Raw genomic sequence first — 21,891 nt, forward strand, 5'->3', positions numbered from 1 at the left:
TGTATTAAGTAAATGATCTATCTTGAAGCGGGGAAATAGCTTTAGTAGCAAGGCAAAAATTTTGCTATTTAGTTGTTCTAAATGAGAAATTTTTAACGAAGCTAATATGCTATTTCACCCTTCAAATTGATTAGAGAATTAATTCAATTGGTATAATAAAGACACAGAAACAATCTGCTATTTCTGAGGTGTGATATCAAAATATCACACCTTTATTTTTCTAATGCACTTTGTGTTTGTTCAGCAAAAGCGTCTGTTGTGAGTAACTCAAGGCAGGCATCTATTGGTTTTGCGGGGCTGTAAAAGAATCCTTGAATATGATGACAACCGAGCTCTCGTAATTTCTCAAGTTGAGTAAACTGCTCTACCCCTTCGGCTATCACACCAATTCCCAACTTATCACTGAGCTTAATAAGGCAGTCTATCATTACTTGTTTGTTGTAATCAGACATTAAGCTGTCGACAAAGCTTTTGTCTATCTTTAGATAATCTACTTGATTTTCTATCAAGTTACTTAGTGATGAATAGCCAGTGCAAAAATCATCTAGCGAAACCTTGATCCCATGTTCTCTTAGTTGATTAAGCGTTTTCCATGTATAGCGGTTTGTAGCAAGCGATTCGGTAACTTCAATGGTTATTGCTTCATAAGGGACCTTGGCTTTTTCAATAGCACAGGTGATTAACTTCACCTGATTAATACTGGCTTTAAACTCGCTAACAGAGCGATTAATAGAGATCCCAACCTCTGTAAAACCAGCTTGGTGGATCTTTGCTAAGTCTTGGCAGCTGCGCTCAAGCACAAACTGTCCAACTAAATGAATAAGACCAAATTCTTCAGCGATAGGAATGAACGTACCTGGCGATACCATTCCGTACTCATCGTCAAACCAACGCACTAGGGCTTCAAATTTTGCGATGCGGTTGGTATCTGCATTAACGATCGGCTGATAATAAACGGTGAGCGCCCCTTCTTTCAGAGCTTGTTTTAACTTATCTCTAAGCTTTATTTTATTTAAATAGGCGTTTTGAATTGCCGCATTGTGTAGGGCTACCTGCCCGCGCTCGGTCTTCTTCACACTATTAAGTGCATGGGCTGCGTTTCTGAGTAAGTTAGCCGCAGTGATCCGAGAGCCGGCTTCAAGTTGTGCAATACCTGTAGAGCATGTGACCTCTATGGTAATTTCGTTAAATACGTAGGGCTGAGAGAGTTTCTGTGAAAGCTTTTGAGCAATCTTAATCGCACTTTCCACATCGCTGCGCGTAAGTAACAACGCAAACTCGTCACCACCGTATCTTGCGACAATATCATTTTGTCGCACTGCATTTTTTAATCTTTTCGCAACAGATATGAGTACTTTATCGCCAATTTCCGGACCAAAAACATCGTTCACCTCTTTAAACCTGTCTAAACCAATGAAAAGCAGTGAACAACTGCTATTATTACTTCTGGATCCTGATATTTGTTCTTCCAATCGCTGCATAAAACTACGTCGATTTAAAAGTGCTGTTAACGGCTCATGGTTTGCGTAAAAGGTAAGTTGAGACTCGTTACGTTTCCATTCGGTAATATCTCTAAAAATGCCGACATAGTTAGCGACTTTGCCTTGCTCATCTTTCACCACGCTAAGTGTTAATTCCTCAGGATAAATCTGACCGTTCTTGCGACGATTGTGGATCTCCCCTTTCCAGTGACCAATTGTGTTCAGCGACGCCCACATGGCTTCATAGAATGATTTATCTTGCTTACCAGATGATAGCACCGCAGGATCTTGGCCTAATAATTCATAGCCGGTATAACCCGTTAATCGCTCAAACGCACGATTCACCATAATAATTTTATTATCATTATTGGTGATCATAATCGCTTCCGTCGCATGCTCGAAAACAACATTGGTCAGTTCAAGCTGCTTATTAAGTGAAGAAATGTAACTAATATCTTGAATGGTTGCAGTGAAGATTACGTCATCTATATTTTGATCATCTGGCTCAACCTGTCCGATAATTCGCAGTAGACCATGATGTTCTGTCCGTGACGTTAACGAAACTTGTAAATCTATATTGCGAACAGCACCTAACCTCACCTTCTCCAATGCAACCCTTAACCTTTCACTATCTTCTATGATGAGCTTATCAAGAAGCAATGATAATGAAGGTGAATCTGCTTGTGTTTTCAGCAAATGATTTAAATGAGAGGAAAAATAGTGTTTGTTTTGTTTGAGCTGCCAAGTCCAAGTACACAAATCTGCTATCTGCTCGCCTTTCGCAAGCTGTTTGAGCAAAATACCTTGTTTATTCAGCTCTAAATTATGACTAAGTTCGGTAGAGATTAAATGCCCTAGCTCTTGAAACCATAGCTTTTCTTCATGGCTAACATGTTGTTCCTTGTTAAATAGACAGACCATTATACCGATAGGAGTGTGATCTAATGCTCTTAGCGTTACTCCTAAATACCCTTCTATACTAAGGACACGAAGAATTTCATCCTCTTCATAAAGTTGCTGCAGGCCACTGGTAACACTGCAAACGCCGTTACTCGCCTTTGCGTCAAAGCATGGCGTGCCTTCTAGGTCATAAATAATATTCTCGACTTCTTCACCATCCGCAAGATACATCACGGTTTTTACACGCTTATCGTTATCGATAAACTTACCCACAAAGCAGTGATCAGCATCAAAGCGCTCATACAATTGCTTTAAGGCAAATTGATATCGCTGGCTGGTGGATGTCATGTTGTAAAAATGGCTAAACGATAAATTCATAGAAGTCTGTACGGCCAATCCTATCCAAGAGATGTGTCTAATAGATAATAATAGCTCAATAAACTACATAGAATATAAAGTCAGATCAATAAATTTGCTTTAAGTGATTCAGTGGTAAGAAGATAGCGTCGGTAGACGCCATCTTACTTTAGAGAGATTAGCCGGTAATTTGCGGTTGTACGTCAAGGCCGTAGCCAAACATAACCGCGAGGACTAGCACAGTTGCGGCAGCCAGCATAAGTTTAGCCATTAACGGCATGCAGAATTTAAACCAATGCGTGTAAGGAACCCCTGCCATACCAAGGATCCCCATTAACACCGCATTAGTTGGTACTATCATATTGGAGAAACCATCACCAAATTGATAGGCCAGCACTGCAACTTGTCTTGGTACCCCAACTAAATCACCCACTGGAACCATCAATGGCATAGTGACATAAGCCTGACCTGAGCCCGATGGTATGAACATATTTAAAAGCGTTTGGATAATTAACATACCCACCGCCGAAATTTCTGCAGCTACATAAGAAAGTGGTGTGGAAAGGCCATGTACGATCGTGTGCAGGATTTGACCATCCTCAAGAATAAGTGCAATACCACGAGCTACACCAATAAGCACCGCAGTAGTAACTAAGTCTGAGACCCCCTCAATAAAACGGTTTGCTGCTTCATCTGCTGACAGTTTACCAAGAATTGAAATCACGACACCCCATGCGATAAATAAGCCACCTAGCTCGTATAGATACCATCCTTGAGTTGCAATCCCCCAAACCGCACACACGAGAGTTACAATGAAAGTAAATAGAACAGTTCTATGACGACCATTAAGCTGTGGATAGCTGGGAGCTTCCTGCCCCGCAAGTGGACAAGGCACACCTTTCATCATCGAATATTCGGGGTTTTGCTGTACCTTTTTCGAGTAGTTCCATACATGATGAAATCCAATTAACACAAATGGAATAAAAATCGTAAATCGTAACCAAATACCTGAATATACTGGTACTTCGGCGATTTGCTGGGCGATTAATACCGTAAATGGGTTAAACGCTGAGACACCATAACCAATACCGTAGCCTGCGATAATCATACCTACCGCGGTCATGGCATCTAATTTCATCGCTTTACACAGCGCTACCAAAATAAGTACAAAAGGAATGTACTCTCCGGCAGTACCGATAGCGCTTGACGCGATTGCGAAACAGAATACAACCATAAAAATGAGTTTTTGTGGCTTATCGCCATTTTTCTCAAGTAAGCGGCCAATTAACGCATCAACAGTACCGGTTGCGCGTGCAATAGCGAGTACACCGCCGACTATCATCACAAAGAAGATTACATCTTGTGCAGCGGCAAAAGCACGAGGAATTGCTTTTAATAGATCCCAAGGAGTAAGACGAACAGACTCATCTGCGATATGGTAGGTGCCAGCAAGTACAACTTGTCTACCAGAGTCTGTGGTTGCGGTATCAAAAAAACCTTGCGGAATAATCCAGGTCGACAGCAGTGCAATTAGCATCATACCTAGTAGCAAGACTAGCGTATGAGGAACTTTCAATGTTTTTGCCATGGAAAGTACAGCTCCAAATAAAGGTAACGATAAAAATTGCAACGCATCTTACCGATATTCGGAGCAAATTTCACTTTTTAATATCAGATTTCCAATTATGCTACATTGTGGTTAGCTAAAACGGCGTGTTCAACACGGTTTCTACCATTGGCCTTGGCCTGATAAAGGCTACGATCTGCAAGTTTAAGCGCGTGATGCAAATCATCAGAACACAATGGCCAATGAGAAATACCAAGAGAAATCGTGATATGCCCCGCTTCATCAAATTGAGTTTCAGCAGTACATGCCCGTAAACGCTCTGCAATGTTTGCCGCCTTATTGATGTCTACATGAGGAAGAAACATTAAAAATTCTTCGCCTCCACTTCGGCACAGGTGATCCTGCTCGCGGGCATTGGTACGCATTAATTCGGCAAGCTTTTGTATTACGATATCACCAATATCATGACCATAGGTGTCGTTTACTTTCTTAAAATGGTCAATATCGAGTGCAATAATGCTAAAGGGAGTTCGCTGCTCATAGGCCGATTCAAGCCACTTCTCCATTCCGCGTCGATTGAATAAATGAGTTAGTTGATCTTGCTTTCTCTCATCGTCAAAGCGTTGGATCTGTGCTCCTAAGTTCTTAACACTACTGCGCATAGCCTGATAAAGCCATGCCGCTTCGTAATACCATGTTGATACGTGTGGAAAATCAATGTTTCTGCCATCTTCCACTTGCTCAGATAACTTAGCTAATCGCCATAAAGGCTTAGCAATTAAAGTTCCGAGTCCAAGCACACAAATCAACAAAAATACGGTAAACGGAATGGTCGTTTTTAAGACGTGCTGCATAGTGTTCGATAATTGTGACATCGTGACCTCTAATGGCCGTTGGGCCACGACCCCCCAACCACTTGTGGGTACGGAAGCATACCCAGCTAGCATTTCTACACCTTGGGTATTGATTATTTGAGCAGAACCAGAGATTTTGCTGAGTAATGATTCAACGACCTCATTTTTGGTGACGTCTTGTCCAATACGATGGTCATCATGATGATAAATGAGTTTACCATTGGGGCCAGTAACATATACATAGGTTTTGTCCTGATGATGATGGTTCGCTAATAATCGGCCTAAGATATTATCTCCTTTTAGGTAAATGCCCGCTGCGATAAAGCCGGCAAAATTCCCCTTGTTATCAAACATTGGATGCGTTGGGCTCACCATCAAATTTCCAGCGGGAGAGGTAAATGGCCCTACGATGAAAGGTGCCTGTTTACGAAGTGGCGATGTTTCGGCTTCATTTATAAGCGTAGTCCCAACAACACCAAGTGAACTGGGTTGAGCACCGATAATTTCTCCTTCAACGTTGACTAGCACGATTGAATCAAAACTATGAGTTCGTGTAAGCATTTGCTTAAGTTCGTTGTCGACCAGCTCAGGGTCATCGAGCTGCGAGGCGATGGTGTCGCTCGACGCTTTTAATTGCATCAATACTGATTGTAAGAAAAGATCGGTAACATCTGCTAACTTAGCTGCATAAGCACGGTTTGCCTCTAACGTATCTTTTACCATCACTTGTTTTTGCACTTGATAGCTCGAAAACAATGCGTTTAGTAACGAAGTAAATACGCATAATGTGGCCAGAATAAGTATCAGCTTTTTAAGGTCTAACCAATGTTTTGCTTTATTTATTTGTACCACTAAAAATTCTCTTTAATGTACTTCCATGACATTTTAGCTATTCGTTTGGGTGAAACAGTTAATCTATATCAAACTCTGGTCAGACCAGCAACGAATTAGAACGTTCACATTCTGTGTGCCCGTATTATAACCACATGGTCAAAAATATTTAGTTTTTTGAACAGATTATTGGTATTGTCTCAGCTATCAGGTGTAAAATAATCTGAACATAAATACAGCGAAGTTCTTAATGAAGAAAAAGACTACAAATCCACTAGTTGGCCACTTTACACTTGCTTGCCTTGCGCTTGCGGCGATATGGATGTTCGTATCTGATAAAGATGCATTGCTTGTCCTTAATTCCTTGGTTCTTGTCTATATTGTATTTGCTTTAGCAAAACGGCTAATGAAACCCTCCAAGAAAAAGTAACTTACTCTACTCATCAAGTTCAGAGCCAAGTTATTCATTAGCCCTGAACATCATAAATAACCTGTTTTACTGCCTAACCAGCTTAAATAGATTTTCTCCCTTGCTATCAAGCTCATTTAGAGGCTTAAGCCCCATAATGTGTGTAAGTGTAGGGTAAACCTCTAAATTGCTAGCTTGTTCTATCGTTACACCTGATTTAAAGGCGGGGCCACTTGCGACAAAAAATGCGGCCATATCAGGTGTCACTTCATACCCATGGGTACCATAGTAGGCTTGATTACCTTTTTGCATAAAGACAATGGGCGCTTTTGCTTGCAAGATAATATCACCAATACGAGAAGATTCACCGTCATTGAGTTGCTGCTTTTGCTCACTACTCAATACTTCATATCGACCATCCGCTTTTTCACGTAGCGTCTGCATAAGTGTTTCTGCTTCAAGTTTTTTTTCGCCTAGCGCATAAAGTGACACTCTCGTTCCGCTGTTTTTTAAAGTCCATTCTTTAGGGATGTCAAGCTCTTCGAGGATCACAGCTTTCTCTGGCTCGATATTTGCCATACCGTGGTCAGAAACGAGTACCAAATTCACTTTAATTTTGTCCTTTTTCAACGCTGCGACAAAATCTCCGATTAAGCCATCAACAAATTGTACTGCTTCTCTCGTTTTTTCATGATCTGGTCCGAATCCATGACCCATGGTATCCACCAGAGAAAAGTAGCTGGCGACAAACAATGGTTTTTCGCTTTTTGGTAATTTTAGCCAATTGTGTATTTCATTAAGACGATTCTTATAATCAGCTTGTTTTGAATAGTGATAATAGTAGTCAGGCGTCATACCATTGATTCTAGCATCTGATTCAGGCCAAAAATAAGCGGCAGATTTATATCCATGCATTTTTACAAGATTCCATAAGGGAATACCACTTATCCACGAGCTATCTATTTTACCCATACCCATCTTATAACACTCGTCTCGCTTCCTATCGCAAAAGTAATTATCGACGATGCCATGATTGATTGGTTTTAAACCCGTAACGATAGATAAATGATTTGGAAAAGTCTTAGTAGGATATTGAGGCCATAGCTTGGTCGCGCGGACGCCCTCTTTGGCAAGCTTTGCGATATTCTTTGCATCGTGTTTTTCGATGTAATCCCATCTGAACCCATCGATGGAAATCAATATGGTTGTCGCGCGCTCAGCAAAAGCAGTGCAACTAAAGATAGATAAGGCGAAAAGGAGGATTTTTAGCATGTATAAATTCCCGTGTTATGTGAGTACCGCTGCAAAAGTATGGGGATGTGCAGCATAATCCGTGGATTGCTGACGCATTAAATCACAATGATTTGAAATTTATATTGATTTGCGGTCAGTGGATAGCAATTATAGATATTCGGGGAAGGTTAACTTTCACTATGTTGTACTTGAGCTTAATTAATGCTTGATCTAAGTCAAAGTGACCTTTATATTAAAGTTTCAATAATTACTGAAAGTTTAAAACAATGAACTTATCACCAAAAATAGAAAATTTTGTACTTCATTGCGGCGAAATGGGAAGCCGGTGGGGTTTCAACAGAACGATAGGGCAAATGGTTGGTTTGTTGGTTATTAATGAAAAACCATTAACAGCAAACGAAATCGCCGATGCGTTAAAAATTTCACGCGGTAACGTAAGTATGGGAATAAAAGAATTGCAATCTTGGCAGCTAGTCAAGGTGCACCATATTCCCGGTGACCGTAAAGAATATTACTCTCCAAACGGCTCTATTTGGGATCTCGCTAACCGCGTATTTGAAGAGAGAAGAAAAAGAGAAATAGACCCAACACTCACTCTACTTCGTGACCAAATCCTAGATAGCGCTAACTCACCAGAAGAAGTGTATGCGCAGCAGCAAATGCAATCCATTCATGACCTACTTGAAACCGTCACTAAGTGGTCAGCGGAACTTCAACGTCTATCACCAGAGCAATTGCAATCGTTGATGAAGCTCGGTTCTTCTGTGAGTAAAGTAATAGATTTAAAGGATAAATTATTACGTAAGTCTTAAAGTGCGAGGTGCGTCATGCTTGATACGTTGTTGTTGTCGCGAATACAATTCGCGGCAAATATTAGTTTTCATATTCTCTTCCCCACGATAACCATCGCATTAGCTTGGTTTCTGGCGTTTTTTAAACTCAAGTATGACTTGACTGGCCACCCTGTTTGGTTGCGGGCCTATCGCTTTTGGGTCAAAATTTTTGCGTTATCTTTTGCCCTTGGAGTGGTTAGCGGCATTACTATGTCTTTCCAGTTCGGTACAAATTGGCCTGGATTTATGGAAAAAGTCGGCAATATTGCTGGTCCCTTACTAGGTTATGAAGTACTGACCGCATTTTTTATGGAAGCAACATTTCTGGGGATAATGCTGTTTGGGATGAAGCGTGTGCCACCTAAAATACATACTTTAGCTACTTTCCTTGTAGCTATCGGTACAACACTTTCAGCATTTTGGATCTTGTCTTTGAACAGTTGGATGCAAACCCCGACAGGCTTTGAGCTCAGAGACGGAATTGTGTATCCCACTGACTGGTTTGAAGTTATTTTTAACCCTTCATTCGGATATCGTTTCTTCCATATGTTACTGGCCAGTGCACTTACCGCTTCGTTCCTGATAGCTGGTGTCAGTGCATATCGAATGCTGAAAAACGATGAAAAACATGCACCTAAAAAAGCGCTAACGGTGGCTTTGACGGTCGCAGCGCTTCTTACTCCAATACAGGCTTTTGTTGGCGATTTACACGGCCTAAATACGCTAAAACATCAGCCACAAAAAATTGCGGCAATGGAAGGCGTGTGGGAGACAGAAAAAGGTGCACCGCTCTTACTCTTTGCAATTCCTAACGAGGAAGAAAGGCGCAATGATTTTGCAATAGGCATTCCTAATATGGCTAGTTTTATTCTTACCCACGACGTTAATGGTGAAATTAAAGGGCTTAACGAATTCAAAGGTGAACACCCACCTGTTAAGCCCGTCTTTTTCGGCTTTAGAATTATGGTTGGTATGGGAATGCTGATGATTTTGGTCGCGTTTGTTACCCGATTTACGCTGTGGAAAAAGGGTGAGTTACCCAAATGGCAACTAAAGGCCCTTGTAGCTATGACCTTTTCGGGCTGGATAGCAACTCTTGCGGGATGGTATGTCACTGAAATTGGCCGCCAACCTTATATCGTCAGCGGTATCTTAAGAGTTGAAGATGCAGTCACAACAATTGCCTCAGAGAACGTCTTATTTACACTCATTGGCTATCTGACGATATATGCAATCTTACTGTACGCTTATATTCGCACTTTGTTCCACACTGCTAGCAAGTCTGTTGAGGTGGAAGAATATGACATGAAGGAATTCGCTGAGGAGGTGACTCGTGTTTAATCCGGAATATCTATCTCTTATCTATGCAGGTTTGATGGCACTCGCAGTGCTTGTTTATGCAATATTAGATGGTTATGACCTTGGCGTTGGCATGATGATCCCGCTGGATGATAAAGAAACAGCGGACACAATGATAGCCTCGATCGGTCCATTTTGGGATGCTAATGAAACATGGTTAGTTCTAGCTGTTGGTCTTGCCTTTATCGCATTTCCTCAAGCCCATAGCATGATTCTACAAGCACTTTACATTCCAGTTGTGTTCTTACTCTTTGGTTTAATTATGCGTGGCGTTGCTTTTGATTTCAGAGCAAAAGCGAGAGTTAAACGCCAAAGACGGTGGGACAAAGTGTTTAAATTTGGGTCGCTACTCACCTCGTTTGCGCAGGGGTATATGCTGGGGCTCTATGTCATAGGCTTTGACAATACCCCCCTTGCCCATGCATTTGCGGTCTTTAGTGGAATTGGCGTTGTCTGCGCGTATGGCTTAATTGGTTCAGCATGGCTGATTATGAAGTGTGAAGGGCAATTGCAGCAAGATGCCATTAGCTGGTGTAAAAAGTTTGCGAGAGTAGCCTTTGTTGGCGTGTTACTCGTTTCTATCATCAACCCTGCGATTAATGAGTGGATATATGAACGTTGGTTTGACCTCCCAATGGCCTTAGTCGTATTACCCGCCCCGATTATTTGCTTGTCGCTCTTTGTGATATTAGAACTTGTGTTACAAAAACTGCCAAAGTCCCCGGATAATGGTGCTTGGTTGCCATTTCTAATTTCAGCATTTATCTTTGTGCTTTGCTTCTTTGGCTTAGTTTATAGCTTTTATCCATTTGTAGTGCCAGGCAAGCTAACCATCTTCGAAGCGGTCGCTGATGCATCAGCTCTTACCTTCTTATTATATGGCGTAGTCATTGTGGTGCCGACCTTAATTGCATATACGTTATTTTCGTACCGAGTCTTTTGGGGCAAGGTTCAACCTTTGTCCTACTATTAACACTAACACACATTAGCCCAACCAAAAGGCAGCGAGTTGGACGCTGCCTTTTTATTGTACTAAGGATAATACTCGTCTCTGCTATATGTCTTTTTTGTTTACGGCAAGTTTAATGACTGCGCAGCAAGCTATACCGTCCAATAATTAGACATAAAAAAGCCCGTTGCTAGAACAGGCTAAGTCAACCTTTCGCGGCTAAATCTTTGGATAACCTATTCTGTCAGATAAATACCCAACGCTTGTAGCAAAGTAATAAGATCGGTTCCAGTTCATCAAGGCCTTGTAATTATCATAAGCCAGATACATACGGCCATTGGCGTCATCTGGCATCACTAATGCCGCTGTAATATTCACTTGTGGCAAGTCAGTGCCATCCATTCTACGAAGACCAAGCGCTTGCCACTCCTGCAATGAACGTTCTGATTTACGCCATTCGCTGAGCCATTCTTTATGTGACTTGGTACCGCGCTTTAAGATGTAACTAGTGTCAAAACCTTCAGGCAGCTTAACTTGGCGACCCCATGTAAGATCATCGTTCCAGCCCACGCTTTTTAGGTAGTTGGCAATAGAAGCAAATGCATCTTCTTGTGTGGTCCAGATGTCCTTGCGACCATCTTTGTTATAATCAACGGCATAAGAGGTAAATGATGTAGGCATAAACTGAGTTTGACCCATAGCTCCTGCCCAAGAGCCTTTGAAATCGTCTAAACCAATGTGACCGTCTCTTAAAATATCAAGCGCTGCCCATAGTTGTCTTTTATACAAAGCTTCTCTACGACCATCAAAAGCAAGCGTCACTAACGCACTAATGACCGGATAACCGCCTTGAATACGACCAAAGTTACTTTCCAAGCCCCAGAGGGCGACGATAAACCGTGCTTGTACGCCATATTCCTTTGCTATTTTTTCTAACGATTCCTGGTGTTCTTTGTAGAGTTTGCGAGCCTGTTGGACTTTCCATTCAGGGACGCGCTTTGGTAAATAAGTTTCTAATGTTTCAACAATTTCTGGCTGGGATTTATCAGCCTTAATCACCTTTTCCTTAAATACTGCTGTTGCAAAAGCCTCATCAACTAGTTGTTGTGTGTAGCCCTTGTCAATCGCTTCTTGTTTTAAGTTTTTGAGGTATTCATCAAACTTCGCTTGAGTGTTAGCAAAGACTGATGTGGACAAGCAAACTGAGGCCACTAGTAGGGAAATTTTTTTTATCACGAATCTGTTACTCCGTTTTGCTTTCTAAATTCATCAAGCAAGCTTTCTGTATGCGGTGGAAGTTGCAAGTAAAACCCATCGTCAGTTAATTTTTGCTTAACCGTTTCAAGATCAGCAATTCCCAATTTTGTTCTTCTCGCAAGGTCAATAATCATGACATAGGTAGGAGTGCCGAAAGTTTCCATTAACGGTGCAGGGACATTGGAAAAATCATCTCTTTTAGTTACAAAAAGATAGGTATCCGCTTTTTTTGGACTTTTGTATATGGCGGTGAGCATTATAAGCCTATAAATTCTTGCTAATCATGGGCGGTCACTATACCATGCTATTAGTAAGTTGTGGAAAGTTTTACTACGCGCTAAAGTCAGCTAAATAAGGCTTTAGCGGCGGTTGTAACAGAAATTTGAGTACATATGGCAAATCAAACATTCGAACTAAAAGGAAATCTATTTACACTCTCTGTGCTGCAGTTGTTTTCTTTAGATCTGACCAAGTTAAGGCAAGATCTTGATAGCAAAATTTCGCAAGCGCCTAAATTTTTTCAAGGTGCACCAATTGTGGTTAATTTAGCTGATGTTCAGGAGCAAACTGTAGAATTCAAAGAGTTAAAGCAAACACTGGTCGATTTACAGCTCAATCCAGTGGGTGTGTGTAGCGGTACTCAAAGTCAGCACGACTTAGCCAAAGAAGCCGGGTTTTCTGTACTAAACTATTCAAGGGATGTGCAACCGAGTACCCCATCACAATCTCAAGCAGCAGAAGTAGTAGAAAAACAAGTTTATCTTCCTGCTCAAGTTGTGAACGGAACGGTACGTAGTGGTCAGCAAATTTATGCTAAAGACCGTGATCTGATCGTGCTAGGTGCTGTAAGTCATGGTGCAGAAGTTATCGCCGATGGTAACGTGCACATTTACGGTACTTTACGTGGTCGTGCCATCGCAGGTGCGCAAGGCCAAGAAGACACGAGTATATTCTGTCAGCGCTTAGAAGCTGAGCTGGTGTCTATAAACGGGAGTTATTGGATCAGTGATTCGCTGCAAGGTGAACACTGGGGTCAAGCTGCTCAAATAACACAACAAGACGAATCATTAAAAATTACAGCTTTGGTCAAAGGATAAATCAGATGGCAAAAATTATTGTCGTAACTTCAGGTAAAGGCGGTGTTGGCAAGACAACGTCAAGTGCAGCAATTGGTACTGGCTTAGCGCTAAAGGGTTATAAAACAGCCATTGTCGATTTTGATATTGGTCTTAGAAACCTCGACTTAATCATGGGATGCGAGCGTCGCGTTGTTTATGATTTTGTCAACGTTATCAATGGTGAAGCAAATCTAAATCAAGCATTGATTAAAGATAAGCGCGTTGAAAAACTTTATATTCTTCCAGCTTCTCAGACTCGTGATAAAGACGCCCTCACTCGAGAAGGGGTTGAGCGTGTGCTAAATGAGATGAAAGAAGAATTTGATTTCATCATTTGCGACTCACCAGCGGGTATTGAAGCAGGCGCAATGATGGCATTGTACTTCGCTGATGAAGCCGTGGTAGCAACTAACCCTGAAGTTTCATCCGTTCGCGACTCAGACCGTATCTTAGGTATTTTACAAAGCAAGTCAAAACGCGCTGAAATGGGCCTAGAGCCGGTTAAGGAGCACCTATTGCTAACACGTTATAATCCAGAGCGTGTAGATAGCGGTGAAATGTTGTCAGTAGACGATGTTAAAGAAATTCTAGCGATTGACTTACTAGGGGTAATACCTGAATCAAAAGCAGTACTTAATGCGTCTAACTCAGGTCAGCCGGTTATCTTAGACCAAGAGTCTGATGCAGGCCAAGCATATAGCGATGCAATTAACCGCTTATTAGGTGAAGTCGTTGATTTTCGTTTCTTACAAGTTGAGAAGAAAGGTATCTTCAAACGGATTTTTGGAGGGTAAGGTGTCATTACTAGATTATTTTCGTTCTGAGAAAAAAAATAGCGCATCATTAGCGAAAGAGCGACTGCAAATCATCGTTGCGCACGAACGTTCAAAGCGTGGTACACCTGACTACTTACCACAACTTAAGCAAGACATACTCGATGTTATTCGCAAATACGTAAAAGTAGATTCGGATGCCGTCAACGTCCAGTTTGAACAAAACGAGGATGATTTAGCAGTATTAGAATTAAACGTTACTCTACCTGATGATGAAAAGTAACAGTTTGAGTAAATGTAATAAGGGCTATTTCTATAGCCCTTATTTATTTCGTTTTGCCCATTCTAATTAAGCTGTCAAGGGGCGTTACATTGCCCTACTCTTTGCTTAATTATCCGAACTTCAGGTCACTTATTCTTATTTAAGGACAAAGTACCTTTAACCCTTTTTGCAGGCTTAATATTGTGCTTTGAGTTTGACTTACGTTTGATGTGACTGTGATTTTGTTCACCATTTCGCGTTCTTGCCTTCGGCTTAACGCTATTTTGCTTGTCGAGTTCAGTTGTTCGGTCTTTGCTGCTATGCGCTCGCCTATCTTGCTTCGGACGACCAACCTCACTAACTTCACTTCTAGGCTTGTCATGCTGTTTTCCTGCACCGGCACCCGCTGATGCCTCTTGCGTTTTACTCGATGACTCTGTGGCGTGATTAATCGCTCGCATTTCGTTTTCGTTAAGGTGACGCCACTTACCAGAGCTAAGGCCGGTAAGGTCGATATTCATTATCCGAATACGTTTAAGGTGTGTTACTTCAAATCCTAGATATTCACACATTCTGCGAATTTGACGATTTAAGCCTTGCGTCAATACAATGGTAAATGACTTAGCCCCGGTTTTACGAACTTTACAAGGCTTTGTGACGGTGCCAAGGATTGGAACACCAGAGGACATACGTTTTACAAAGCGCTCATCAATAGGTCTGTCGACCACCACCTCATACTCTTTTTCATGGTTATTGCCAGCGCGAAGGATTTTATTGACCATATCGCCTTGGTTGGTCAAGAAAATTAACCCTTCGGATGGACGGTCTAAACGACCAATAGGGAAAATACGCTCAGGATAGTTAATTGCACTGACAATATTGCTTCTGATTTTACGCTCGGTGGTACAAGTTACACCAACAGGTTTATTATAAGCAATAAATACAGCCTTTGGCTTTGCTTTCAGAGGCTTACCATCAATGATGATAGTGTCAGCATCAGACACTTTAGTGCCCATTTCTGGTAGAATTCCATTTACTTTGACACGGCCTGAGGCAATTAAGTCATCAGCTTCTCGACGACTACAGAATCCAGTTTCACTGATGTATTTATTGAGGCGCTTTTGCTCTGTCACGATACAACCACTTTGAGTAAAAACCCATATTGTAATCGCTTCAACCGCTTTACACTACTGCATTTCTACTTTTGCAAACTTTTTCTTAATAGCTCAGGAGAAAAATGATACTGCTCCTTAGGTTTTCCTCTAAGGCTCATTGCCTTGTAATCAATAGATCGCCAATTTTTCGCTGACTTTATCCAATAATAATCAGCAAGATTTTCCTTAGTGATCACACTTAGATCAAACGCAAGTTCAGTATTATCCTTCCAAAAGGAATGCCCATAATAATGATCGTACACCGAAATCAACGCCCAAGCTCCCATCATAAAGTGTCCACCAACGGAAGCTTGCATCTCATTATTTTCAATAAGGTCAAAAGTATCCGACAACCAATCAAATCCACCAAATACAATTTTTGACGTACTTGATGCCGCTGCGGTGATAGCCCCCATCGCCATCAAATCTGACGCACACCAAATAAGGTTTGTTTTCGGATAGCGTGTCAGTAACTTCTTAGCTTTATCAAAGGCTTGTTCTTTTGACCATCCGGCGTAGACAGTTTGCTGAACAACCACGCCAACTTCATCAAAAAAACGCTTTGCACCGCTGCTTCTAATATCTGATTCTGTACCATAGTGACCATTGATAGCAATAGGATAAATCGTCTCGTGACCGTTAGTTTTAGCCTGTTGATATAGTTGCTTTGCCAGATCGTAACCAGCTTGGTCATTATCGTGGTGCACTTCCCCAAGCCAGTACTTATAGTGTTCTTTTGGATTACCTATCGCAAGCCTCTCTGGGCCAGAAATCGTTTCTTCTAAAGTAATATGATTGATCCCATATTTTTCCAAAAGCTTTAGACTTTCTTCGGCACCGCCAGGATAATTGATGAGGATGACATAATCAGGTGTGGCACGATAACTTAAATATTTTTTAAGTTCAGCGAGCTGTATAATTCGGTTTCCTTCTCCATAGATCACATCTAATCTAATATCTAACTGATCCGCTGCCGCCTCTGTTATACCTTGGACGCGCTGCCAAAATGGTTCCCCAGGCATAGAAGGGTTCACAAATAAGACATTTAAAAACTGTTTAGCATCAACATTAGAACACACCATCCATAGCACTACCCCAATTAGTACTTTTTTAATCATATCGAGCTCTTCGTAGTACCAGCATCTTCAATAACTTCTCAAATGGGCCTTGCTTAAACAACTTAAAATAAATAGACGCAAGGGCTAATTGAATTATAGACGCAATTACAAATGCCGAGAAATAATCCACCCGATCCCAAGTGCTGATAGCGTTCGGGTTTATAAAATAAAAATAACTTACAAACACAATTGACTGAAGAAGATAAAACGAAAGCGCTAGACGCCCAGCACATTGGAGACTCCAAAGCTGATTTTGTGCACTTCGCATTGCAGCCTTAATTACAACGACGTAAAACAACGCAACCGGTACTGCAAGGATCCAATCTAACCCTTCAAAAAACTCGACGCCTAGTTTACGCTCAAGAACAAAGCCGACGAATGACAAAACAATAGCTACAACGGCAAACAAGTTAATTTTATGAACGGGTTCAGTACGCTCTAAATCAAACATACCACTTCGATATAAGCGCATACCGAGTAGCATTAACCCTGCGGTGTACCACAAAGTAATTACCGGAATGAGTAAACTGATAATGACAAAGTAAAGGCCATTAAGGGTGAGTAGTTCTAAGTAGTTTGCTGGAATTTGCTGCAAAAACTCGAGGTAGACTTCTGAAGTTCTATTTATTTGTGGTTCTGGATCAATTAACAGCAATAAACTGATAGCAATAGAAGGAACTAAAAGAAACCCTACCGCATAGCGGTTTAACTTTTTGTCGCTCACATTGACAAACCGCAGCGCGACAAATCCACTCAACGCATAATTAAATAAAATATCTCCTGGCCAAATCAACACGCCGTGTAACACGCCAATGACCATTAGCCATGTTAGTCGATGTCTTGCAAGGCTATGACCATCTGTCTTTGCAACCTGAATGCATAACGCCGCTCCAAATAACATTGCAAATAAGGTTCTGAATCGACCATCAAAAAAAATACTATTAACCATTGCAAAGAACGGATCAAGGTAGTGGGCTGTTTGGGCTGGTACATAGCCCAACTCAAAATTAGCCATATGTACCATATTCATGGAAAGCAAACCAAGCAACGCGACCCCTCTGATCGCATCCATCGCAATAATTCTATTCATCAATATACACGGTTTTTATACATATCAGCCCAGTTTATCGCAGCAGCATGAAAATCGGGAAGATTTTCATCTTTATAGTTTAGATAACTGCACGCGTCCTGCAGTGTCCACCAGCTTCCAGATTCATAGGCTCTGACAATATTTAAAATATAATATAGCGTGTTGGGTTTACCTATCAAAGCATCATGGAGCTGCTCAGGAAAGGGTAGCTTGTTTACAACCTGCTCCATCGGCCTGTCAAGAATGGCATCAAGCAGAGAAAATAACCCTGTCATAAAACTCATATTGGCAAGTCCCGGCGAAATTTGCTGCGCAATAAGCTCACAAAATCGCGAACGAACGATAGAAAGGCGTGTTAATTCTGTCGGTTTTCCCTCAGCTACGTGGGCAGTCATAATTAAGTTTACAAATTTTTTTACACGCTCGTTTCCTAAATATACCAAGGCTTGCTTTAAAGATTCGATACGACTTTTGATTGGAAATACGCCGGAGTTAATTAGCCTTAACAGTTTATACGCAAGCGCAGTGTCTTGGGCAAACAATTCAGCTAGTCGTGTAATACTCATATTTGGTTTAAGTGCTTCTTCATAAATGAGCATGACAATCACATAATTAATCGTAATGTCTTTTTGCTCAATCATCTTGGGTTTTGCAAAGAAGTAGCCTTGAAAAAACTGAAACCCCATCTTTTTAGCTTGCTCAAACTCTTCTTCGGTTTCAACTTTTTCCGCAAGTAGTTTGATGTTCTTACGCTCTTTGATCATATCAATTACTGGCACTATGGTGTCCAGCGGATGCTCCATGACGTCGAACTTAATCAACCTTACAAGCTTTAAGAAAGGTTCCCATTCCTTTGAGTACTCAAAATCGTCCAACGCGAGTCTAAAATTGCTGTGAAATAAACCTCTTATCCGCTCATAATTTTGTTTTGTTGGAGGAATAGTCTCCAGTAGTTCCAAGATCACATCATTTGCTGGGAGAAACTCGCACAGCTCCTGACGTAACGAGTCCGGACCAATATTAATTAGCGCTTTCTTTCCCGAAGTGAGATATCGCATGCCGAGGTTAAGTTGATTATTCATTATCAGCTTGGCTGTCGCTGCATCATCTGCAATATTTGGAAAGCTATTTTTTACACCATCGCGAAACAACAATTCGTATGCAACAACTTGTTTTTTACGATTAAATATGGCTTGGCGGGCCACAAAAACCTTCAAACAAAAACTCCTTTGTACCTAAAGTGAGCAATCACACTTTTGGTTTAGCAATTTTAAGATTTTAACCCTTTATGATGATAAAGAAAATCAACCTAAGCTATTAAGAATCAAAATAATAGCTTAAAAGATAATGCAAAATGATAAAAAAGAAAGGCCAGAGCTATCTTTTGATACCTTTGACCTAGTTTTTGTTTAACAACCGAGCCAATTTTTAAATACTTAACACAGATGCGAAAGTTTTTTATCTACATTTTCGCTATCTATATAATTGTTCGCAGTATTTCTGTGCAACGTCAGACCAATCGAAGCGCTGCATAAGAGCTTGCTGCCTGAGTTGTTGATATTTATCGCTATCCCCTACCAGATCAGCGAGTGCTAGTTCAAAAATCGCAATAAACTGACTACCTTGCTCAGCGAGCGTTTCTCCTTCAAAGCAATAGCCGGTTTCATTGTGTTTTACCGTATCAGATAGCCCACCCACTTTATGTACGATACAAGGTTGTCCAGCACGCATCGCAAGCATTTGGCTAATACCGCAAGGCTCAAAGGAGCTTGGCATTAAAAATAAATCACCCAATGGGTACAATTGCTCACCGAGTGCTTTACCATAACCATTTAAAAACAAGACATTACTATGGCGTGCCATGACTTCGGTAAAGAGCTGCTCAAGACTTGGGTCACCGGAGCCAACAATCACAATACGTGCTCCTCGGTGCTTGGCTATTTTGGCGATGTCATCGAGCACCACTCCGGCTTGGGTAGGCTGTCTTAAAATAAGTGCTTTTTGATCGGTAAGACGACCAACACTTGTAATTAACTTGCCGCCAAAGGCTTCGCCACGCCAAGCGAGTATGCGTTGATGGGCAATGTAAAACCGAGATAATACTTGGCTTGATTTTGCCATCCATTGAAACACATGCTGCTCAGCAAGCGCCAAATAGTCAGCAAAAGTTAGATTCTCGCCGCTAGCTGACTCATCATCATAAACACAACCGTTTAAAATACCTGCTAATCGTCCTTCATGAGAAGCGTGTTGCATATCACTTTCTAATCCTTCACCACCAAAAAAGCCAAGCTCTGGATGACTTGGGATCATCACTTCTTTGGCGTAATTAGGAGAAACAACATGCACTTTGTCTGAAAGATTAATAGCAGCTCGCATAGGATTGAAACAGTGAGGATATTTAGGGTCGCATATACTGAGTCCATCATAGGTGAGTGTCGGAAACCAAGACTCAAGACTAGAAAAATCATGGTTAAAAGGCCGGATCCCCTGAAGTGCGAGGTTATGCACTGTATAAACTGTCTTTAGCGCTTTTAATCGTTTAAACCTTGGACTAAACTGGCGTAATACAGCAACAACAGCCGCATGCCAGTCGTGTAGGTGCACAACGTCTATGTCCGCTATCAACTCATGTTCAATAAGTTCTGCAACTGCCGCACTGAAAAACGCAAATCGATTTGCATCTGTAGCAAAGGGCTGGTGAGGATCATTACAATAAATAGCACCGTGATGCTCACTAAATAACGAGTGTGAAATAACATATTGGGTGACATTGTTACTTTCTTCAACGGACCAAAGAGTCGCCGTTTCTAGGTGTTGCCGAAAAGGGACGGCAATATCAGCGACTAAGTTTCGAGTTAAAGCAGCTTGGCCATAATCGGGCGTGACCACCGATACTTTAATGCCAAGCTGCGCCAATGCGTAAGGCACATCGCGTATCACATCAGCGACGCCCCCTACCTTACAATTTGGCAACCGATCATTTTCGGCTGCCACTAAAATTACATGCATAGTACCTCTACACGGATCATTTCTTTTGTTTTTCCGCAAGCTCTGCGAGCATATCTCGGGTCACTAATACGATCCCCTTATTCGATACTCTAAAGCCGTTCGCTTTGTCTAAATCAGTATCGTAACCAATTGTCATCCCCTCTGGTATGTGACAACTGCGGTCAATGATTGCATTTTTAATTTTGCAGTTACGCCCGATTTTGGCACCGGGTAAAACCACGGCCCCCTCAATTTCACAATACGAATGAACGTGTACATTGGAGAACAGCAATGAACGCTTAACCTTGGAGCCAGAAATAATACAGCCACCAGAAACCGTAGAGTCTACGGCCATACCGCGCCTATCATCATCATCAAATATAAATTTAGCCGGTGGTAATTGTTCCTGATAAGTCCAAATTGGCCAATGAGGATCATAGAGATCAAGTTGGGGTTCAGGAGAAACCAACTCCATATTTGCTTCCCAGAATGAATCCAGTGTACCTACATCTCGCCAATACGGCTGCCCTTCGTGTGACGGGTCGCAAAATGGATACGCATACACATTATGCTCTTCTATGATGGATGGAATAATATCATGACCAAAGTCACGCCCCGACCCTTCTCGTTCCGCATCCTTTTTTAACTGCTCGAATAAAAACTCCGTGTTAAACACATAGTTCCCCATAGATGCCAAACATACACCTGGCTTTCCAGGGATTGACGTCGGATCTACCGGCTTTTCATCAAAGCGACGCACCCGGTTGCTTTCATCAACGGTCATTACACCAAACGTTTTTGCCGCTTCTTCACAGGCCACTTCGATACAACATACGGTCATATCGGCACCCGTTTCTACATGCTTTGCAAGTAAACCACCATAGTCCATTCTGTAGACATGATCACCCGATAAGATCATAACGTACTTGGGCAGCTCATGACGAATAATATCCATATTCTGGAAAACTGCGTCTGCTGTGCCGCAGTACCACTCGTCACCGTACCGCTGTGATGCTGGCAATATCTCTACAGATTCTCCCAGCTCCTTTTTAAAGTGTCCCCATGCACGATTAACATGGCGAATCAGCGAATGCGACTTGTACTGGGTAGCAATGCCAACCCGACGGATCCCTGAGTTAATGCAGTTAGACAGTGGGAAATCGATAATTCGATGTTTGCCGCCAAAATAAACAGCGGGTTTCGCTCGCCAATTGGTGAGCTCGTGAAGGCGCGAACCTCTTCCACCCGCAAGTATTAAAGCATATGTTTCTCGAGTGAGGGTACTAATATAACGATTCGCATAATTAGGCATTATTTCTTCTCTCCATAACTTT

General features: G+C 41.6%; 18 protein-coding genes. 6 read left to right on the top strand and 12 right to left on the bottom strand.

The genetic code is table 11. The features are described from left to right. Nucleotides 1–212 precede the first annotated feature (212 nt). The 4 genes from CWC03_RS03485 to CWC03_RS03505 form a co-directional block, all read right to left on the bottom strand. Nucleotides 213–2,759, bottom strand: a complete 2,547-nt coding sequence (locus tag CWC03_RS03485) for a putative bifunctional diguanylate cyclase/phosphodiesterase (RefSeq protein ID WP_138580594.1) — start codon at nucleotides 2,757–2,759, stop codon at nucleotides 213–215. 157 nt (nucleotides 2,760–2,916) lie between these two features. Next, the gene (locus tag CWC03_RS03490) at nucleotides 2,917–4,326 is read right to left on the bottom strand and encodes a YfcC family protein (RefSeq protein WP_138580595.1); all 1,410 of its coding nucleotides are present in this window, start codon (nucleotides 4,324–4,326) and stop codon (nucleotides 2,917–2,919) included. A 95-nt stretch (nucleotides 4,327–4,421) separates the two neighbouring features. Continuing rightward, nucleotides 4,422–6,011: a sensor domain-containing diguanylate cyclase gene (locus CWC03_RS03495; protein ID WP_138580596.1), complete on the bottom strand. Its 1,590-nt coding sequence runs from the start codon at nucleotides 6,009–6,011 to the stop codon at nucleotides 4,422–4,424. A 475-nt stretch (nucleotides 6,012–6,486) separates the two neighbouring features. Continuing rightward, the gene (locus tag CWC03_RS03505; RefSeq protein WP_138580598.1) at nucleotides 6,487–7,671 is read right to left on the bottom strand and encodes an alkaline phosphatase family protein; all 1,185 of its coding nucleotides are present in this window, start codon (nucleotides 7,669–7,671) and stop codon (nucleotides 6,487–6,489) included. 248 nt (nucleotides 7,672–7,919) lie between these two features. Between CWC03_RS03505 and CWC03_RS03510 the strand changes: the two genes are divergently transcribed. Genes CWC03_RS03510 through CWC03_RS03520 form a run of 3 tightly spaced genes read left to right on the top strand, consistent with a single transcriptional unit; the run spans nucleotide 7,920 to nucleotide 10,818 of the window. After that, nucleotides 7,920–8,465 carry a GbsR/MarR family transcriptional regulator gene (locus tag CWC03_RS03510; RefSeq protein WP_010605404.1) on the top strand — a complete coding sequence of 182 codons (546 nt, stop codon included), beginning with the start codon at nucleotides 7,920–7,922 and terminating at the stop codon, nucleotides 8,463–8,465. 15 nt (nucleotides 8,466–8,480) lie between these two features. Continuing rightward, on the top strand, nucleotides 8,481–9,827 hold the full coding sequence (locus CWC03_RS03515) for a cytochrome ubiquinol oxidase subunit I (protein WP_138580599.1): 1,347 nt from the start codon (nucleotides 8,481–8,483) through the stop codon (nucleotides 9,825–9,827). Continuing rightward, nucleotides 9,820–10,818, top strand: a complete 999-nt coding sequence (locus CWC03_RS03520) for a cytochrome d ubiquinol oxidase subunit II (protein WP_138580600.1) — start codon at nucleotides 9,820–9,822, stop codon at nucleotides 10,816–10,818. The genes CWC03_RS03515 and CWC03_RS03520 overlap by 8 nt, the downstream gene beginning before the upstream one ends. Nucleotides 10,819–11,013: 195 nt before the next feature. Here the strand turns inward: CWC03_RS03520 and CWC03_RS03525 are convergent, their stop codons facing one another. Further along, nucleotides 11,014–12,030: a lytic murein transglycosylase gene (locus tag CWC03_RS03525; RefSeq protein WP_138580601.1), complete on the bottom strand. Its 1,017-nt coding sequence runs from the start codon at nucleotides 12,028–12,030 to the stop codon at nucleotides 11,014–11,016. Then, nucleotides 12,027–12,308: a YcgL domain-containing protein gene (locus tag CWC03_RS03530; protein ID WP_010605401.1), complete on the bottom strand. Its 282-nt coding sequence runs from the start codon at nucleotides 12,306–12,308 to the stop codon at nucleotides 12,027–12,029. Before CWC03_RS03530 ends, CWC03_RS03525 begins: the two co-directional genes overlap by 4 nt. 135 nt (nucleotides 12,309–12,443) lie before the next feature. Here CWC03_RS03530 and minC point away from each other — a divergent pair, with 135 nt between their 5' ends. The 3 genes from minC to minE are packed head-to-tail and all read left to right on the top strand — an operon-like array spanning nucleotide 12,444 to nucleotide 14,225. Continuing rightward, nucleotides 12,444–13,148, top strand: coding sequence for a septum site-determining protein MinC (minC, locus tag CWC03_RS03535; protein ID WP_138580602.1), 705 nt, complete (start codon nucleotides 12,444–12,446; stop codon nucleotides 13,146–13,148). Between the two features lie 5 nt (nucleotides 13,149–13,153). After that, nucleotides 13,154–13,963 (top strand): septum site-determining protein MinD, encoded by an 810-nt coding sequence (gene minD, locus CWC03_RS03540; RefSeq protein ID WP_010372960.1) that lies wholly within the window; start codon nucleotides 13,154–13,156, stop codon nucleotides 13,961–13,963. Between the two features lies 1 nt (nucleotide 13,964). Beyond that, complete coding sequence (gene minE / locus CWC03_RS03545) at nucleotides 13,965–14,225, top strand: cell division topological specificity factor MinE (RefSeq protein ID WP_010372964.1); 261 nt, start codon at nucleotides 13,965–13,967, stop codon at nucleotides 14,223–14,225. A 125-nt stretch (nucleotides 14,226–14,350) separates the two neighbouring features. On the opposite strand, the gene rluF is transcribed toward minE, so the two are convergent. The 6 genes from rluF to glgC form a co-directional block, all read right to left on the bottom strand. Continuing rightward, the gene (rluF, locus tag CWC03_RS03550) at nucleotides 14,351–15,337 is read right to left on the bottom strand and encodes a 23S rRNA pseudouridine(2604) synthase RluF (RefSeq protein ID WP_138580603.1); all 987 of its coding nucleotides are present in this window, start codon (nucleotides 15,335–15,337) and stop codon (nucleotides 14,351–14,353) included. 65 nt (nucleotides 15,338–15,402) lie between these two features. Next, nucleotides 15,403–16,476, bottom strand: coding sequence for an ABC transporter substrate-binding protein (locus CWC03_RS03555; RefSeq protein ID WP_138580604.1), 1,074 nt, complete (start codon nucleotides 16,474–16,476; stop codon nucleotides 15,403–15,405). Continuing rightward, nucleotides 16,469–17,566 carry a DUF418 domain-containing protein gene (locus CWC03_RS03560; protein ID WP_249313937.1) on the bottom strand — a complete coding sequence of 366 codons (1,098 nt, stop codon included), beginning with the start codon at nucleotides 17,564–17,566 and terminating at the stop codon, nucleotides 16,469–16,471. Before CWC03_RS03560 ends, CWC03_RS03555 begins: the two co-directional genes overlap by 8 nt. Next, complete coding sequence (locus tag CWC03_RS03565; RefSeq protein WP_010372977.1) at nucleotides 17,566–18,783, bottom strand: EAL and HDOD domain-containing protein; 1,218 nt, start codon at nucleotides 18,781–18,783, stop codon at nucleotides 17,566–17,568. Before CWC03_RS03565 ends, CWC03_RS03560 begins: the two co-directional genes overlap by 1 nt. A gap of 256 nt (nucleotides 18,784–19,039) precedes the next feature. Beyond that, nucleotides 19,040–20,578 (bottom strand): glycogen synthase, encoded by a 1,539-nt coding sequence (locus CWC03_RS03570; protein WP_138580605.1) that lies wholly within the window; start codon nucleotides 20,576–20,578, stop codon nucleotides 19,040–19,042. A 16-nt stretch (nucleotides 20,579–20,594) separates the two neighbouring features. After that, on the bottom strand, nucleotides 20,595–21,869 hold the full coding sequence (gene glgC, locus CWC03_RS03575; protein ID WP_138580606.1) for a glucose-1-phosphate adenylyltransferase: 1,275 nt from the start codon (nucleotides 21,867–21,869) through the stop codon (nucleotides 20,595–20,597). Nucleotides 21,870–21,891: the final 22 nt, after the last annotated feature.

Origin of the sequence: Pseudoalteromonas sp. S2755 (assembly GCF_005886535.1) — a bacterium.
GTDB lineage: Bacteria > Pseudomonadota > Gammaproteobacteria > Enterobacterales > Alteromonadaceae > Pseudoalteromonas.

What these genes read in the sequence shown, in the direction of transcription:
- CWC03_RS03485 (WP_138580594.1), bottom strand. Translation starts at nt 2,759, where the DNA reads ATGAATTTATCGTTTAGCCATTTTTACAACATGACATCCACCAGCCAG.
- CWC03_RS03490 (WP_138580595.1), bottom strand. Translation starts at nt 4,326, where the DNA reads ATGGCAAAAACATTGAAAGTTCCTCATACGCTAGTCTTGCTACTAGGT.
- CWC03_RS03505 (WP_138580598.1), bottom strand. Translation starts at nt 7,671, where the DNA reads ATGCTAAAAATCCTCCTTTTCGCCTTATCTATCTTTAGTTGCACTGCT.
- CWC03_RS03510 (WP_010605404.1), top strand. Translation starts at nt 7,920, where the DNA reads ATGAACTTATCACCAAAAATAGAAAATTTTGTACTTCATTGCGGCGAA.
- CWC03_RS03515 (WP_138580599.1), top strand. Translation starts at nt 8,481, where the DNA reads ATGCTTGATACGTTGTTGTTGTCGCGAATACAATTCGCGGCAAATATT.
- CWC03_RS03530 (WP_010605401.1), bottom strand. Translation starts at nt 12,308, where the DNA reads ATGCTCACCGCCATATACAAAAGTCCAAAAAAAGCGGATACCTATCTT.
- minC (WP_138580602.1), top strand. Translation starts at nt 12,444, where the DNA reads ATGGCAAATCAAACATTCGAACTAAAAGGAAATCTATTTACACTCTCT.
- minD (WP_010372960.1), top strand. Translation starts at nt 13,154, where the DNA reads ATGGCAAAAATTATTGTCGTAACTTCAGGTAAAGGCGGTGTTGGCAAG.
- CWC03_RS03555 (WP_138580604.1), bottom strand. Translation starts at nt 16,476, where the DNA reads ATGATTAAAAAAGTACTAATTGGGGTAGTGCTATGGATGGTGTGTTCT.
- CWC03_RS03560 (WP_249313937.1), bottom strand. Translation starts at nt 17,566, where the DNA reads ATGAATAGAATTATTGCGATGGATGCGATCAGAGGGGTCGCGTTGCTT.
- CWC03_RS03570 (WP_138580605.1), bottom strand. Translation starts at nt 20,578, where the DNA reads ATGCATGTAATTTTAGTGGCAGCCGAAAATGATCGGTTGCCAAATTGT.
- glgC (WP_138580606.1), bottom strand. Translation starts at nt 21,869, where the DNA reads ATGCCTAATTATGCGAATCGTTATATTAGTACCCTCACTCGAGAAACA.